Here is a 14,628-nt window from a genome sequence, read left to right as displayed (position 1 = left end):
GTCCGGCGTGCGAGAGAGTGCGCGGCGCCAGGCCCGCCGGCGGATCCCGCCGGGGCCCGGCGGACCCGACCTACGACCTAGTCGTCCGAGACGCGCACCGGCATCGCGCCCGGCGGCGGTGAGTCCGCCGTGCGTCCCTGGCCCTCGCCCTCCGCGCCGCCGGTGCGATCACAGGTGATCTTGTCCGCCGGGTCGTACTTGGTGTGGAACTTCTCCCGCGCGGTCTCCTTGCCGCCCTGGATGAACACCCGCGTCACGTCGATCTTGAACCCGTCGGAGGCGGCCTGCTCCACACAGCCGGCCGACTTGTCCACCACCGACTTGGGCTTGACCACGTCGTACTTGCTGCCCGGCTCGGCCTTGATGTCGTCGAACCGGCGCGTGCCGAGCAGGGTCACGGTCACCGTGGAATCGGTGTACGTGGACTCCAGGTAGACGTTCTTCCCGGAGTCGTTCTGGAACTTCAGGTCCAGCGAGGGCCAGGCCACGGTGGCCTCGCGACCGGGTGGGTAGCGGTCGATCCAGAAGCTGTGCGGGCGGTGCATGACGTCCTTGAGCCCGGCGAAGAACACCGCGTTGAAGGTCGTCGTGGCCACCTGTGACACGCCGCCGCCGAAGTCGGTCTGGAAGCGCCCGTTGTTGATGATCGTGCCCTTGGCGAAGCCGTTCTCGGCGGTGCGCTCGCCGACCGTCTTGTTCAGGCTCCAGGTGTCGCCGGGCTTGATCACCGAACCGGTGATCAGATCGGCGGCCCGGTGGATGTTGGTCAACCGATATGCGGCGTACGGGTAGTTCGTCGTGTACGTCGACATCACCTCGGTGACGCCGAGCTTGTTCGCCGCCTCGGTGGTCAGTTCCGGCTCGATCGGGCCGAGGTTGACCTTCGCGGTGCGGGCCGTGCCGGTCTTGGCCAGCACGGTGAGCAGCGCGTCGGCCGCGGTCGCGCCGGAGACGCCCTTGCCCGCCACGGACGGTACGACGGACACCTTGGCGCCGGCCGCCAACTTGCCCTCGACCTTGAACGTCGCGTTCTTCGGCTTGTCGCCGACCGAGGAGAAGGTCTGGCCCAGTTCGTCCTGCAGCCCGTTCACGTCGATCTTGGGCTGTAGCCTGCCGCTGCCGTCCGGGACCATCGTGAGGTACTTAGCAAGCACGGCCGGGACCAGCTTGAGGCTCTTGTTGCCGGCCGTCAGGGTGACCGGTCCGGACATCGCGGGCACCGCGAACTCGCGCATCGCGCGGTCCACTTCGGCCTGCGTGACCTTCGGGTCGGCGGTCTTGGTGGGCAGTTCGACCGGACCGTTGCCGCGCAGGAAGGCCGCCTGGACCAACTTGACCGCGGCGGTGGTGTCCAACACCTTGCCCTTGGCCGGCGCGACCGCGGCGGCCTGACCGCCCGCGAACGAGATCCCGCCGTCCGGTTGCGCGCCACCGGCCTCGGCGGCGAGTGCCTCCAACTCGGCCCCCAGCTTGACCGGGTCCACGACCGTACGCGGCGCCGTCTCGCGGGTCTTGCCGAACATCGCCGGCACCGAGGTGAGCGGGTTCATCCCGCCCTTCGATGCCTCGCTGACCGTCGCACGGGCGTCGAGCAGCAGTCCGGCCACGGCCGGGTCGAGTTGGAGCTGCTTGCCCGCCAGAGTGAGCCGGATCGGCTTCGTGGTGCGGTCGCCGAGCTTTTGTTCGAGCGTACGAACGGCCTCGTCCCGGGACTGGCCGCCGATGTTGACGCCGAGCACGGACGTGCCGCGCGGCACCCCGCCGCCGGCATAGGCCAGCGACGCGCCGTACACCCCACCCAGCACCGCGAGCCCGGCCGCGCACGCGATCAGCGCCTTCGGCTTGCGCCGCCGCGGTCGTGCGGGCGCGGTGCGCGGATCGTCGGCGCGGTCCTCGGTGTCGTCGGGGTGCGCCGCGCCGGTCTCCGCCGCGTGCGCGTCGGTCGTGCCGTACTGCGGGAACCCGTGGTCGGCGGCGTCCTGCTCATGCCGCGTCTGGTATTCGTACGGCCCGTCGGCCTCGCCGTCGCGCGTCCAGCGCGGTGGGTCCTGGGAGGGCAGCGGAGCCTGTCCCCGCAGCACCACCGGCGGGATCGGCCGCGACCCGGGGATCTTGATGCTGACCCGGGTGGTCATGGTCTGGTCACCCGACTCGGCGTCCGACTCGGCGACCGCCTCCTCGGCGGGCAACGCCGGCACCGGGCCGGCCTCGGGCGTGCCGAAGCCGGCGATCAGCCGGCGCCGACCCACCCGGGTCGGCAGCCCGCCGCTCTCCGCGGGTGCCTGGCCCGGCGCCGGATGGGTCGGCCCGATCGGGTGGGCGAACGGCTCACCCCCCGGCGGCGGGCCGTAGCCGACGTCGTCCAGACCCGCACCGGGCACACCCACACCGCGCTCCCCCCCGTGGGCGGCGGGCGCGACGGAGTGCGGTTGCCCCTGAGGTGGTTGCCGGTGGGCCGGCGGCTGCCCGTGCTGCGCCGGTACGAACGCCTGCGGCGGCGCGTCCGAGAACGGCACCGGGCCGGGCGCGCCCGTACCGTCGGCCGTCAGACTCCTGGCTCCCGAGGCGCCGGGAACGCGCTGCGGCAGGCCGTTGGGCCCCAGCGGGGGAGCCTCCTGCCGAGGCGGTTCCGCGACGGGCGGCACATCGTCGTCCGCGCTGGGCCACGACGAGCCACCCGGCGGCCCCGCGACGGGCGCGGGCCGGGGCGGTTCGTCGTCGAACCACGACGCGAACTCGTCGTCGTCCCCGAACGGATCGGGGGATGGATGCGGAGACGACGCGGGCGCGGCGGATCGCTCACGGGCAGCGGGCGCGACCGGCGACGGGCGGCCGACCCGTCCGAAGAACGGATGCGGATCACCGCCGACATCGTCGCGGCGCGGCTGCGCGCCCGGGTCGTCGGGCGTGGGGGGCTGGTCGTTACTCACGAAGAACGAGCTCTCCGACAGCTGAAGGTTGCGTGGCGGCGCACGGCCGCCCCCGCCCGGGGTCGGACGGTATCCAAGAAAGTGCGACGGCGGTGCGTTGACACACGCCGCATGCGGGTCGTGACACCGCCTTCGAGGGTTTTCCTGCTCCCCATCGAAGGCGAGTGGACGAACTCGGCCACCGAGGTTGCCCGGTACGACGGGCTAGAGGAGTCGGTCGCGACGGCCCCATGGACAGGGCATGACGCGCACTGCACCTCGGCAACCACAATACTGCGCTCCTGCCACACCGTTATCCCGCACCGTCGCCTGCCTCGAAGCACGCGCCGTCGGCAAGCATGGCTGGGCAAGGGACTCACCTCGTACGCGTCTTCACCGATTCACCCGAAAGAAGGACGGGTTTGATGCCGCCCCAGGGGTAGGTGGCCGCCGCGACACCGAAGATGGTGCCACCGAGCAGGAAGATGTAGGACAGGAACCCGCTGACGAAGATCCAGTCGCCCTCGGGCTTGGTCCAACTCGCCAGCCACAGCACGGTCAGCATCCAGCCGGCCACCGGCACGGCGGCCCCCGCCTTCGTCTTGAGCAGCGAACCGCCCGCGACGAACAGGCCGCCGCTGCCCGCGAGCGCGACGATCAGCCCGGCGGGCGGGTAGGCCGCCTGGGTGAACGCCCCGATGAAGGCGATCACCACGCCGAGCAGGAACAGCACGACGTATGCCGCGATGCGGCCGGCTTTGTCTGGCACGAGGGCTACCTTACGGGCGCAGTCCGGCGAACAGGTCGACCTCGCGGCCGTCCGGGCCGGTGGGCCCGAGTTCGCCGCGGATCAGTCGATAGTGCTCGACCGACATGATGCTCTGGCCGATGTTGTTGGACAGCGCGAAGAAGCCGTCCTCCACCGAGACCTGGGTGGGGTAGGCCCGCAGTGCGTCGAACTTGGCGCCCACGTAGTCGCCCGCGTCCACGGCGGTGGTGACCTGGTCGTCGTCCACCGCGAACGGCAACTCGTCCACCTCGACCACGGTGAACGGCACCTCCTGGCCGGCCTCGATCATCCGCTCGATGCCGGCCTTGAGGACCGACCGGGGCATCACGTTGTAGTAGACCTTCGCGATCGTCCAGGACTCGCCCTCGCCTTCGGCGTAGGTCGGGTCGGCCGCCAACTCGGCGGCGCGCAGCGCCACCCGGTGCGCCTGGATATGGTCCGGGTGGCCGTAGCCGCCGCGCTCGTCGTAGGTGGCGAGCACCTGCGGGCGCACCTCGCGGATCACCGGCACCAGGTGCGCGGCGGCCTCGTCGACGTCGGCCTGCCAGAAGCAGTCGGGCCGGTCGTTGGTCGGCACGCCCATCATCCCGGAGTCGCGGTAGCGGCCCGGGCCGCCCAGAAAGCGCTGGTCCGAGATGCCGAGCACCTTCATCGAGTCGGCGATCTCGGTCATCCGGTGCGGCCCGAGCGCGTCCTCGCGGTCGGCCGCCAGGTGGGCCAGTTCGGGGACCAGGATCTCGCCCTCCTCACCGAGCGTGCAGGTGACGAGCGTGACGTGCACACCCTCGGCCGCGTAGCGCGCCATAGACGCGCCGTTGTTGATCACTTCGTCGTCCGGGTGGGCGTGCACGAGCAACAGGCGCAGCGGGCTTTCGGCAGTGCGTTCGGTCATGCTCGACAGCCTACGCAGCCGATCCGACCGACCGGCGCGCCCACCCCGCGGTCACGGGCTCAGCCGGTCGGCATCGCGTGCACGGCCACCAGGTAGTCGCCGCCGTCGATCCAGGGCTCGCGCGCCCAACCGGCGTACCGGGTGCGGCGGGTCAGGCCGGCCGCCGCGCACGCGTCCTCGTACTGATCGACGCCGATCGTGGCCCCGGCGCCGTCGGGACCGCCCGCGAGGCTGAATCCGGCGACCAGGATCCCGCCCGGCTTCAGCATCCCGGCCAGCGTGCGCACGACCTCGGCCTCGCTGCCCGGCGTCAGGAAGATCATCACGTTGCCGGCGGCCACCACCAGGTCGAAGCTGCCGCGCCCGCCGAGCGGCAGCGGGTCCAGGTCGGCCAGGTCGTCGAGCACCCAGGTCAGTCCGGGCGCCGCGGCCTCGGCCTCGGCCAGCATCGAGGCGTCCAGGTCGACACCGACCACCTCGTGGCCCTGCCGGGCCAGCTCGATCGCCACCCGACCCGTCCCGCAGCCCGCGTCCAGCACGCGCGCGGGCTCGGACAGCAGCGCGTCGCAGAACCGCGCCTCACCGTGCATGTCCCGCCCTTCCGCGGCGAGTCGGCGAAACCGCTCGGCGTACTCGGGCCCTCGGGTGCCACCGGTATTGGCCAGCCATCGATTGGTCATGGCAGACGAGCCTACAAAGCCCGACCCACCGACCGGCCCGGCGAGGACGCGATCGCACCCGGAGCCGACGGCACCGGGTCAGAAATGAATGTCGTTCAACACCCCTGCACTGCACCACCCCGGGAGCGACCCCCGGACCCCACGCCGACGACACCCGGTCAGAAATGAATGTCGTTCAACACCCCTGCACTGCACCACCCCGGGGGCGACCCCCGGACCCCACGCCGACGACACCCGGTCAGAAATGAATGTCGTTCAGCACCCCTGCGAAGCTCATGCCCGCGTCTCGGATCGAGGGGGCCATCGACGTTGTCGACAGGTAGAAGCCGAGCATCGTGCAGACGATCGCGTGGAGGGGCCTGAGTGCGGACTTCCGGACGAAGAAGACGACGGTGACACCGAGCAGCAGCACGGCGGAGACGGACACCACCACGGTCACGCACCTCCTGTGCGCAGGGGGTTCGAGGCTTGCTCGGGGGAGCCGGCCGCCGGACCCGAAGGGACATGTCTACACACGGACTGTAAGCCGACGATCACGCAGAGAGTTCACTCGTTCAGCGGGCGCGAGGTGGTCTTCGTACTGGCGTCCGCACTCTCCCTCGGTCTCCCCTTCCCTCGACGCCCCCGCCACGTACGCTGTGGCGCATGAGCTCGGAGATCACATTTCCCCGGCAATACGCCCGCACGCAGCGCTTCACCCAAGGCGCTCCGCGCAGCTTCGGCATCGCCGACGGCCGGATCACTTTCCTGCGGTCCAAGACCGCCGACGACCCCACCACGTGCCTGTGGACGCTCGATCCGGAGACCGGCGTCGAGCGCCTGGTGGCCGACCCCGCGGTGCTGCTCGGCGGCGCGGCCGAGGACCTCTCCGCCGAGGAGCGGGCCCGGCGCGAACGCAGTCGCGAGGGGGCGGCCGGCATCGTCGGTTACGCGCTCGACGGTGCGGGTGACCTGGCGGCTTTCACCCTTTCGGGCCGGCTGTTCGCCGTGTCCCTCGCCGACGGCGAGGCCCCGCGCGAGCTGGCCGTGCCCGGCCCGGTGATCGATCCGCGTCCCTCCCCGACCGGCACGCACATCGCCTACGCGGCGGCCGGCGCACTGCGGGTGGTGGCCGCCGACGGCTCCGGGGACACCGCGCTCGCCGAGCCCGACGGCGACGACGTCGTCTGGGGCCTGGCCGAGTTCATCGCCGCCGAGGAGATGTCCCGCTACCGGGGCTACTGGTGGGCCCCCGACGGCTCCGCGCTGATCGTCGCGCGCGTGGACGACGCGCCGGTGGACCGCTGGTGGATCAGCGACCCGGCCAACCCGGCCAGTGCACCGACCCGGGTCGCCTATCCCGCGGCCGGCACCCCCAACGCCGAGGTCACCGCGTGGCTGATCGGCCTCGACGGCACCCGTACCGAACTGACCTGGGATCGCGCGGCATACCCCTACCTCGCGAGCGTGCACTGGTCGGCCGGCGGCGACCCGCTGCTGTGCGTGCAGCCGCGCGACCAGAAGCGCATGCTCACCCTCGCCGTCGACATCGCCGCCGGGACCACCGGCGAGCTGCACGGCGAAAGCGACGACGTGTGGATCGACCTGGTCCCGGGCGTGCCCGCCTGGACGCCGGACGGCCGGCTGGTCCGCCTGGTCGACGCCGACGGCGCCCGTCGCGTGGTGGTCGCGGACAAGGAGCTGACCGATCGGCGCCTGTTCGTGCGCTCGATCCTGGACATCGCCGACGAGGACGTGCTGATCACCGCATCGGCCGGCACCGACGCGAGCGACCCCGAGATCGGCGAGATCCACGTGTACCGGGTCGCCGCCGAGGGGGTCACCCGGGTGAGCGCCGAGCCCGGCGTGCACAACGCGGTGCGCTCCGGCGACACCATGGTGCTGCTGTCCTCCTCGCTCGACCGCTTCGGCGCTCGGGTCACCGTGCACCGCGACGGCGCCGAGCTCGCCGAGATCACCTCGCACGCGGCCACTCCCGTGCTCACCGCGCGGGTCGAACTGCTCCGCGCCGGCGCCCGCGACATCCCGTGCGCACTGCTCCTGCCGACCGGGTTCGACCCCGCCTCCGGCGAGCGACTGCCGATCCTGATGGACCCGTACGGCGGCCCGCACGGCCCGCGCGTGCTCGCCGCGCGCAACCCGCACCTGACCTCGCAGTGGTTCGCCGACCAGGGCTTCGCGGTGCTGGTCGCGGACGGCCGGGGCACTCCCGGGCACTCCCCCGAGTGGGAGAAGTCGGTCCACCTCGACCTCGGCCCGATCACCCTCCAGGACCAGGTGGACGCCCTGGCGGCGGTCGCCGCCGAGCGGCCCTGGCTGGACACCACGCGGGTGGGCATCCGGGGCTGGTCCTACGGCGGATACCTGGCCGCGCTGGCGGTGCTGCGCCGCCCGGACGTCTTCCACGCGGCGGTCGCCGGCGCCCCGGTCACCGACTGGGAGCTCTACGACACGCACTACACCGAGCGCTACCTCGGCCTGCCGGCCGAGCAGCCGGACGCCTACCGTCGGAACTCGCTGTCCTTCGGCGTCGGGTCGGGTGAGCAGGCGTCGACCCACCGGCCGCTGATGCTGGTGCACGGTCTCGCCGACGACAACGTGGTCGCGGCGCACACGCTGCGCCTGAGCAGCAGCCTGCTCGCGGCGGGCTACCCGCACGAGGTGCTGCCGCTGTCCGGCGTCACCCACATGACGCCGCAGGAGCAGGTCGCGGAGAATCTGCTGCTCCTTCAGGTCGACTTCCTGCGCCGCGCACTGGCGCGCCCCGCGACCGACTGACCCACCGGCGGCCGACAACCGGCACACCCGGCACCGAGCGAGCGGGCCGCACTCCACCCGGGGTGCGGCCCGCTCGCGTCGTATCGCGGGTCGCGGCCGGCGCGTGCTGACGCCGTCCGCGTAGCCGAGGATGGCGGCGAGCAGATCCGGGAGGCTCCTTCACGCCAAGCCGGGACGAGCGCCGACCCCCGCGAGGGTCTGTGGCGGCCCGACCGAGCCGCCACATGCCACAGCGCCCGCCGTTCCCGGTCGGGAACGGCGGGCGCTGCGTGGTCGGAGGCTGATCAGGCCGCGCCGACGATGTCCTTCTCCTCGGCGAAGTGGCACGCGCTGTCGTGCGCGCCCAGGCCGGAGAGACCCTTCCGGATCTCCAGCAACGGCTCCTGCTCGGCGCAGATGTCCTGTGCCTTCCAGCACCGGGTGCGGAACCGGCAGCCCGAGGGCGGGTTCGCCGGCGACGGCACGTCACCGGTGAGGATGATCCGCTCGCGGTGCTCGCGGCCGTCCGGGTCCGGCACCGGCACCGCGGACAGCAGCGCCTGGGTGTACGGGTGCGTCGGGTGTTCGTAGATCTGCGCGTCCGTGCCGATCTCGGCGATCCGCCCGAGGTACATCACCGCGACGCGGTCCGAGATGTGCCGCACCACGGAGAGGTCGTGCGCGATGAACAGGTACGACAGACCCAGTTCGTTCTGCAGCTTCTCCAGCAGGTTGACCACCTGCGCCTGCACCGACACGTCCAGTGCGGAGACCGGCTCGTCCGCGATGATGATCTCCGGGTTCAACGCGAGGCCCCGGGCGATCCCGATGCGCTGACGCTGACCGCCGGAGAACTGGTGCGGATACCGGTTGATGTGCTCCGGGTTCAGGCCGACCAGTTCGAGCAGCTCCTGCACCCGCCGCTTGCGGTCGCCCCTGGGCGCGACCTCCGGGTGGATGTCGTACGGCTCGCCGATGATGTCGGCGACCGTCATCCGCGGGTTCAGCGAGGTGTACGGGTCCTGGAAGACCATCTGGATGTTGCGGCGCACCGCCTTGAGCGCACGACCGGACAACTTCGCCAGGTCGTCGCCCTTGTACAGCACGCTGCCCGCGGTGATCGACTCCAGGTTCATCAGCAACCGGGCAACCGTGGACTTGCCACAACCCGACTCGCCGACGAGGCCGAGGGTCTCGCCCTTCATCAGGTCGAAAGTGACGCCGTCGACGGCCTTGACGGCGCCGATCTTCTTCCGGAAGAGGATGCCCTGGGTAATCGGGAAGTGCTTGACCAGCCCCCGCACCTGAAGGATCGGCTCGCCCTGCGCCACCGGCTTGACGACCTTGCGCAGATCGGCGCTGGTCGCGCCGTTCGGGGACTCAGCCACGGACTTCTCCCTCCATCACGGTCTCCCAGAAGTGGCACGCGCTGCCACGCCCGACCGAGATCTCGTGCAGCGGCGGAATCTCGCTGCGACACACGTCCTGCGCATAGGGGCAGCGCGGGTTGAACGCGCAGCCGGACGGGATGCGCATCAGGTTCGGCGGCAGACCCTTGATCGCGTACAGCTCGCGACCCTTGTGGTCCAGGCGCGGGATCGATTCGAGCAGACCCTTGGTGTACGGGTGGGTCGGCTGCCGGTACAGGTCGCGCACCGGCGCCTGCTCGACGATCCGGCCCGCGTACATGACCGCGATCTTGTCCGCGACGTCGGCGACCACACCGAGGTCGTGGGTGATCAGGATCAGACCCATGTTGCGCTCGCGCTGGAGTTCCGCGAGCAGGTCCATCACCTGCGCCTGCACGGTCACGTCGAGCGCCGTGGTCGGCTCGTCCGCGATGATCAGCTCGGGGTCCAGCGCGAGCGCCATCGCGATCATGATCCGCTGGCGCATACCGCCGGAGAACTGGTGCGGGTAGTCGTCCACCCGCTCCTTGGCGGCCGGGATGCGCACCTGATCCATCAGCTCGATGGACTTGAGCTTGGCGTCCTTCTTGGACATCCCGCGGTGCACGGTGAACATCTCGGCGAGCTGGAAGCCGACCGAGTACACCGGGTTGAGCGCGGAGAGCGCGTCCTGGAAGATCATCGAGATCTTCTGGCCGCGGATCTTCCGGCGCTCCTCCTTGGACATCTTGAGCATGTCCTTGCCGTGGAAGCGGATCTCACCACCGGTGATGTGCCCCGGCGGCATGTCCAGGATGCCCATGATCGTCTGCGCGGTCACCGACTTGCCGGACCCGGACTCGCCGAGCACCGCAAGCGTCTCGCCGGCGCTGACGTCGTACGAGACACCGTTGATCGCCTTGGCCACGCCGTCGCGGGTGCGGAACTCGACGTGGAGGTTGTCCACTTCGAGCAGCGGCGCGGCGGCGGCCGGGCCCGAGCCCTCGGGCTTGTTCTTCGTGTCGATCGTCGTCACTTGTCTGTCCCCTCCCTCAGCGGAGCTTCGGGTCGAGGGCGTCGCGCACCGCGTCGCCGAGCAGGATGAAGCTGAACACCGTGACCGAGAGGAAGACCGACGGGAAGATCAGCTGATACGGCGAGTCGCGCAGCGCGGTGGTCGCGGAGCTGATGTCCGCGCCCCATGAGATCTCGGTGGGCGGCAGCCCGATGCCCAGGAAGGACAGCGTCGCCTCGGTGGCGATGAAGGTGCCGAGCGAGATGGTCGCGACCACGATCACCGGGGCGATCGCGTTGGGCAACACGTGCCGACCCAGGATGCGCGGGGTGCCGGCGCCGAGCGCCCTGGCGGCCACCACGTAGTCGGACTTCTTCACCGTGATCACCGAGCCGCGCATGATGCGCGCGATCTGCATCCAACCGAAGACGCCGAGCGCGGCCACCACGGTCCATACGGTGCGCTCCTTGACCGAGCTCATGAACACCAGCGCCGCCAGCAGCAGCGGGATACCGAAGAAGATGTCCGTGACGCGGGCCAGGATGGTGTCCAGCCAGCCGCCGAAGTAGCCGGACAGCGCGCCGATGAGACCACCGATGATGACGATCAACGCGGTGGTGGCCACGCCGACGATGATCGAGGCGCGGGCGCCGTAGACGGTGCGCGCGTACACGTCGCAGCCCTGGACGTTGGTGCCGAACCAGTGGTCGCCGGACGGGTCCTGGTTGGTGTCCAGGATCGGACAGTGCCGCGGGTCGATGTTCGTGAACACACCCGGGAAGATCGCCATGAACACCAGGAACAGCAGCAGCACGCCCGACACGTAGAAGCTCGGGCTGTTGCGCAGCTCGCGCCACGCCTCGGCCCAGGCTCCGCGGGGCTTGTCCTGCGGTCCCTGCGCATCCGGCGCGGAGTACGCGCCGCGCTTCTCCAGCGTCGTGCCCTCTTCGTCCGCGAGCAGGCTGCCGGGAAACTCGATGGCGGACTGGGGCTGCTGGTCGCTGCTGGTCGGCAGCTGTTCACGCTGCTGTTTGTTCATGTCAGGCATACCGGATCCTCGGGTCCAGGACGGCGTACAGCAGGTCGACGATCAGGTTCATGACCAGGTAGATCATCACCAACGCCGCCACCGCGCCGACCACTGTCGAGCTCTCGTGCTTGGTGACCGCGAGGTAGATCAGGCGGCCGACACCGTCGACGTTGAAGATGCCCTCGGTCACGATCGCGCCGGCCATCAAGGCGCCGAGATCCGCACCGAGGAACGTCACCACGGGGATGAGCGAGTTGCGCAGGAGGTGGCGAGTGACCACCCGGCGGCGCGGAAGGCCCTTGGCGGTCGCCGTGCGGACGTAGTCGGCGCGCATGTTTTCCGCGACGCTGGTCCGGGTGAGTCGGGCGACGAAGGCCAAGGAAAGTGAGCCGAGCACGATGCCCGGCAAAAGGAGCTGACTCCAGGTCGCGTCGCCCACGGTGGCGGTGGCCTCGAAGATGCCCCACTCCGAACCCAGCCAGAACTGGGCGACGGTGCCGAGCACGAAGACCGGGATCGAGATGACCACCAGCGTGCCGGCGAGTACGAGCGTGTCGACGAACTTGCCGCGGCGCAGGCCGGACAGCAGACCCAGGCCGATGCCGACGACGACCTCGATCGCAAATGCGATCATCGCGAGCCGGATCGACACCGGGAAGGCTCGCTTGAGTTCGTCGGCAACGGGACGGCCGTTGAAGCTCGTCCCGAAATCACCATGGAGCAGGTCGGTGATGTAGTACCAGTACTGCACGATCAGCGGGTCGTTCAGGTGGAACTCTTCCCGCATCTGGCGCACGAAGACGGGGTCGGCACCCCTGTCGCCGAACATGGCCGAGATGGGGTCGCCACCCAGCTGATAGACCATGTAGTAGATCAAGAACGTGGTCCCGATGAACACCGGGATCATCTGGAGCAGTCGCCGTACGACATATCGCCCCATTGCCAGCCTCCTGCTGTCGTCGTCGGCCCGAAGCGAGGGATCGGACCAGCGACCGGCGCCGTGGATCGCACGTCGCCGGCCCGGCCCGCCACCGGCAAGGTCCGGCCGCACCCAGGGTGCGGCCGGACCGATGTCAGTGCCGGGTCATGTCCGGATCACTTACTTGACGGTGACCTCGGTGAAGACCGGGTTGCCGTACGGGTCGAACTGGACGTTGGAGACCTTGGTCGACGAGCCGGCCTTGGTCACGTAGTACCACAGCGGGATGGACGGAACGTCCTTCGCCATCTGCTGCTCGGCCTGCTGCCAGAGCTTGACACCCTCGGCCTGGTCGGACGCGGCCATCGCGCGCTTGGCCAGGTCGTCGAAGGCCGGGTTCGAGTAGCCCGAGTCGTTGGAGGCCGCACCGGTCATGTAGATGTCGGACAGGAAGTTGTCCGGGAACGGGTAGTCGGCCTTCCAGCCGGTCCGGAACGCGCCGGTCATCTTCTTGTCGGTGATGTCCTTGCGCGCCACGCTGAACTCGGGGTACAGCTTCGGCTCGCAGGCGCCCGGCAGCTTCAGCGCCTCGTTGATGCTGTTGCAGACCGCGGTGACCCATTCCTTGTGCGGGCCGTCCGCGTTCGTGGCGATGGTGAGCTTGCCACCGGGGATGCCACCGCCGGCCTGGACCAGCTCACGGGCCTTCGCCGGGTCGTACTTGGTGAGGTCGCCGGTGATGTCCTTGCTGTAACCCGGGATGTTCGGGGCCAGCCAGTCGGTCGCCGGCTGCTCGGCGCCCTTGTAGATCGCCTTGACGATGCTCGCCCGGTCGATCGCCATGGACAGGCCCTGGCGGACCTTCTCCTTGCCCGGCGCGCCCCAGCCGGCGTCGTACAGCGGGAAGCCGACCTTCTGGATCGAGAACTGCGGGGCCTCGATCGCGCGGTCGCCCAGGTCCTTCTTGAAGCTGCCGACCGCCGACGCCGGCATCTGGTCGATCACGTCGAGCTTGTTGTCGCGCAGCGCCGTGTAGGCGGCGTCGTACGTGGTGTAGATGTCCAGCCGCACGCCGTTCGACTTCGCCTTGTCGTCACCGGCGTACTTGTCGAACTTCTTGACGGTGATCGACTTCTTGTGGTTCCAGCCGCCGTTGGCGGTATCGAGCTGGAACGGACCGTTGCCGATCGGCGCCTCGCCGTACTTCTTCGGGTCCTTGTAGAACTCCGTCGGCAGCGGCGCGTACACCACGTAGCCCAGGCGCGACTTGAACGACGAGACGGGCTGGATCAGCTTGACCGTGAACGTGTTGTCGTCCACGACCTTGAGGCCGGTCATCTCCTTGGACGTCGGCGCCCCGTTCTCCGGGTGCAGCGCGTCGAAGCCCTCGATGAGGTTGAACCAGCTCGAGTTGATCTGCTTGTTCTCGGAGTACGCGCCCCAGTTCCAGGCATCCACGTAGGACTTGGCGGTCACCGGCTCACCGTTGTGGAAGGTCCACCCCGGCTTGATCTTCACGGTGTAGTTCGTCGAGTCCGGGCTCTCCACCGACTGCGCCATGGCCGGCACGGGCTGGCCGGTCTTCGAGTCGTAGGTGTACAGGCCGCGGAACATCAACTGGAGCGCGTAGAACCCGCCAGTCTCGTTCGAGTTCGCGGGCTGGATGAGGCTCTGAGGCTCGGTGGCACTTGCGGAGTAATAGCCGGCCGGAAGCCCGCCGCCCTTGCTGCCCTTGTCGTCATCGCTGCTGCCACACGCAGTCGCCGCCAGGCCGAGAACGGCCATGCCGACGACCCACTTCACGCGCGTTGTTCCGCGCATGGGTTGCCTCCTCATGGAAATCACTACCGAAGTGAAGTGCAACGGGGCTTCCAAGCGGGAAGCTTCCGTCACAGCTGCTCGTAGAGTCGGCGCCCCCGAGCGCATGACCAGGTTCCGAGCACAAGCGGATCCACTATCCGTCACCGATTGGCTGCTACCAATCCCCTGCAGGTTTCAGTTTGATCACGTAAATCTATGATCAATCTCGAAACCCAGACATTTGAGACCAGTAACGAAGCCGTATCAAACGGACACCATGCACCGCTGTCCGGAGCATACAGTCCGATGAGCGAACACCCCTAGGACGCCCCTTCCTCGTCTCGACAGGCGAGAAACGCTACCGAGCGTGACCGAACACGGTCGATCGAGACGGCGCGGACCGGTTGCCGGCAACGGTTCAACGCGCGTAGCTGACCTGCAAGGAAAG

11 protein-coding genes are annotated in these 14,628 nt (G+C 69.6%); 1 reads left to right on the top strand and 10 read right to left on the bottom strand.

The features are described from left to right. Positions 1–77 precede the first annotated feature (77 nt). The 5 genes from ABZS54_RS15470 to ABZS54_RS15450 form a co-directional block, all read right to left on the bottom strand. Positions 78–2,930 carry a VanW family protein gene (locus ABZS54_RS15470; RefSeq protein WP_355535024.1) on the bottom strand — a complete coding sequence of 951 codons (2,853 nt, stop codon included), beginning with the start codon at positions 2,928–2,930 and terminating at the stop codon, positions 78–80. Between the two features lie 355 nt (positions 2,931–3,285). Beyond that, positions 3,286–3,678, bottom strand: a complete 393-nt coding sequence (locus ABZS54_RS15465; RefSeq protein WP_040878340.1) for a DUF6113 family protein — start codon at positions 3,676–3,678, stop codon at positions 3,286–3,288. A 10-nt stretch (positions 3,679–3,688) separates the two neighbouring features. Next, positions 3,689–4,591 (bottom strand): N-acetyl-1-D-myo-inositol-2-amino-2-deoxy-alpha-D-glucopyranoside deacetylase, encoded by a 903-nt coding sequence (gene mshB, locus ABZS54_RS15460; RefSeq protein ID WP_355535022.1) that lies wholly within the window; start codon positions 4,589–4,591, stop codon positions 3,689–3,691. Positions 4,592–4,650: 59 nt separating this feature from the next. Then, entirely contained in the window at positions 4,651–5,271 is a 621-nt protein-coding gene (locus ABZS54_RS15455) for a methyltransferase domain-containing protein (protein WP_355535020.1), read from the bottom strand. Positions 5,272–5,509: 238 nt separating this feature from the next. Then, positions 5,510–5,710, bottom strand: coding sequence for a DUF2304 domain-containing protein (locus tag ABZS54_RS15450; protein ID WP_355535018.1), 201 nt, complete (start codon positions 5,708–5,710; stop codon positions 5,510–5,512). A 206-nt stretch (positions 5,711–5,916) separates the two neighbouring features. On the opposite strand from ABZS54_RS15450, the gene ABZS54_RS15445 reads away from it, so the two are divergent. Continuing rightward, a complete protein-coding gene (locus tag ABZS54_RS15445; RefSeq protein WP_355535016.1) occupies positions 5,917–8,049 on the top strand; it encodes a prolyl oligopeptidase family serine peptidase in 2,133 nt (710 codons plus the stop codon). 284 nt (positions 8,050–8,333) lie between these two features. Here the strand turns inward: ABZS54_RS15445 and ABZS54_RS15440 are convergent, their stop codons facing one another. The 5 genes from ABZS54_RS15440 to ABZS54_RS15420 form a co-directional block, all read right to left on the bottom strand. Then, a complete protein-coding gene (locus tag ABZS54_RS15440; RefSeq protein WP_355535014.1) occupies positions 8,334–9,416 on the bottom strand; it encodes a dipeptide ABC transporter ATP-binding protein in 1,083 nt (360 codons plus the stop codon). Continuing rightward, complete coding sequence (locus ABZS54_RS15435; RefSeq protein WP_355535012.1) at positions 9,409–10,452, bottom strand: ABC transporter ATP-binding protein; 1,044 nt, start codon at positions 10,450–10,452, stop codon at positions 9,409–9,411. Before ABZS54_RS15435 ends, ABZS54_RS15440 begins: the two co-directional genes overlap by 8 nt. Before the next feature lie 16 nt (positions 10,453–10,468). Then, positions 10,469–11,479 (bottom strand): ABC transporter permease, encoded by a 1,011-nt coding sequence (locus ABZS54_RS15430; protein ID WP_355535010.1) that lies wholly within the window; start codon positions 11,477–11,479, stop codon positions 10,469–10,471. After that, positions 11,472–12,401 carry an ABC transporter permease gene (locus ABZS54_RS15425; RefSeq protein ID WP_355535008.1) on the bottom strand — a complete coding sequence of 310 codons (930 nt, stop codon included), beginning with the start codon at positions 12,399–12,401 and terminating at the stop codon, positions 11,472–11,474. The genes ABZS54_RS15430 and ABZS54_RS15425 overlap by 8 nt, the downstream gene beginning before the upstream one ends. A 159-nt stretch (positions 12,402–12,560) precedes the next feature. Beyond that, positions 12,561–14,201: an ABC transporter substrate-binding protein gene (locus ABZS54_RS15420; RefSeq protein WP_355535006.1), complete on the bottom strand. Its 1,641-nt coding sequence runs from the start codon at positions 14,199–14,201 to the stop codon at positions 12,561–12,563. Positions 14,202–14,628 lie beyond the last annotated feature (427 nt).

The organism is Embleya sp. NPDC005575, from assembly GCF_040605455.1.
Lineage (GTDB): Bacteria > Actinomycetota > Actinomycetes > Streptomycetales > Streptomycetaceae > Embleya.
This window is presented reverse-complemented; position numbering and strand designations above follow the sequence as displayed.

Bases quoted from the DNA above. Each gene is read 5' to 3' on its own strand.
- ABZS54_RS15425 (WP_355535008.1), bottom strand. From the start codon at position 12,401: ATGGGGCGATATGTCGTACGGCGACTGCTCCAGATGATCCCGGTGTTC.
- ABZS54_RS15420 (WP_355535006.1), bottom strand. From the start codon at position 14,201: ATGCGCGGAACAACGCGCGTGAAGTGGGTCGTCGGCATGGCCGTTCTC.
- ABZS54_RS15455 (WP_355535020.1), bottom strand. From the start codon at position 5,271: ATGACCAATCGATGGCTGGCCAATACCGGTGGCACCCGAGGGCCCGAG.
- ABZS54_RS15430 (WP_355535010.1), bottom strand. From the start codon at position 11,479: ATGCCTGACATGAACAAACAGCAGCGTGAACAGCTGCCGACCAGCAGC.
- ABZS54_RS15445 (WP_355535016.1), top strand. From the start codon at position 5,917: ATGAGCTCGGAGATCACATTTCCCCGGCAATACGCCCGCACGCAGCGC.
- mshB (WP_355535022.1), bottom strand. From the start codon at position 4,591: ATGACCGAACGCACTGCCGAAAGCCCGCTGCGCCTGTTGCTCGTGCAC.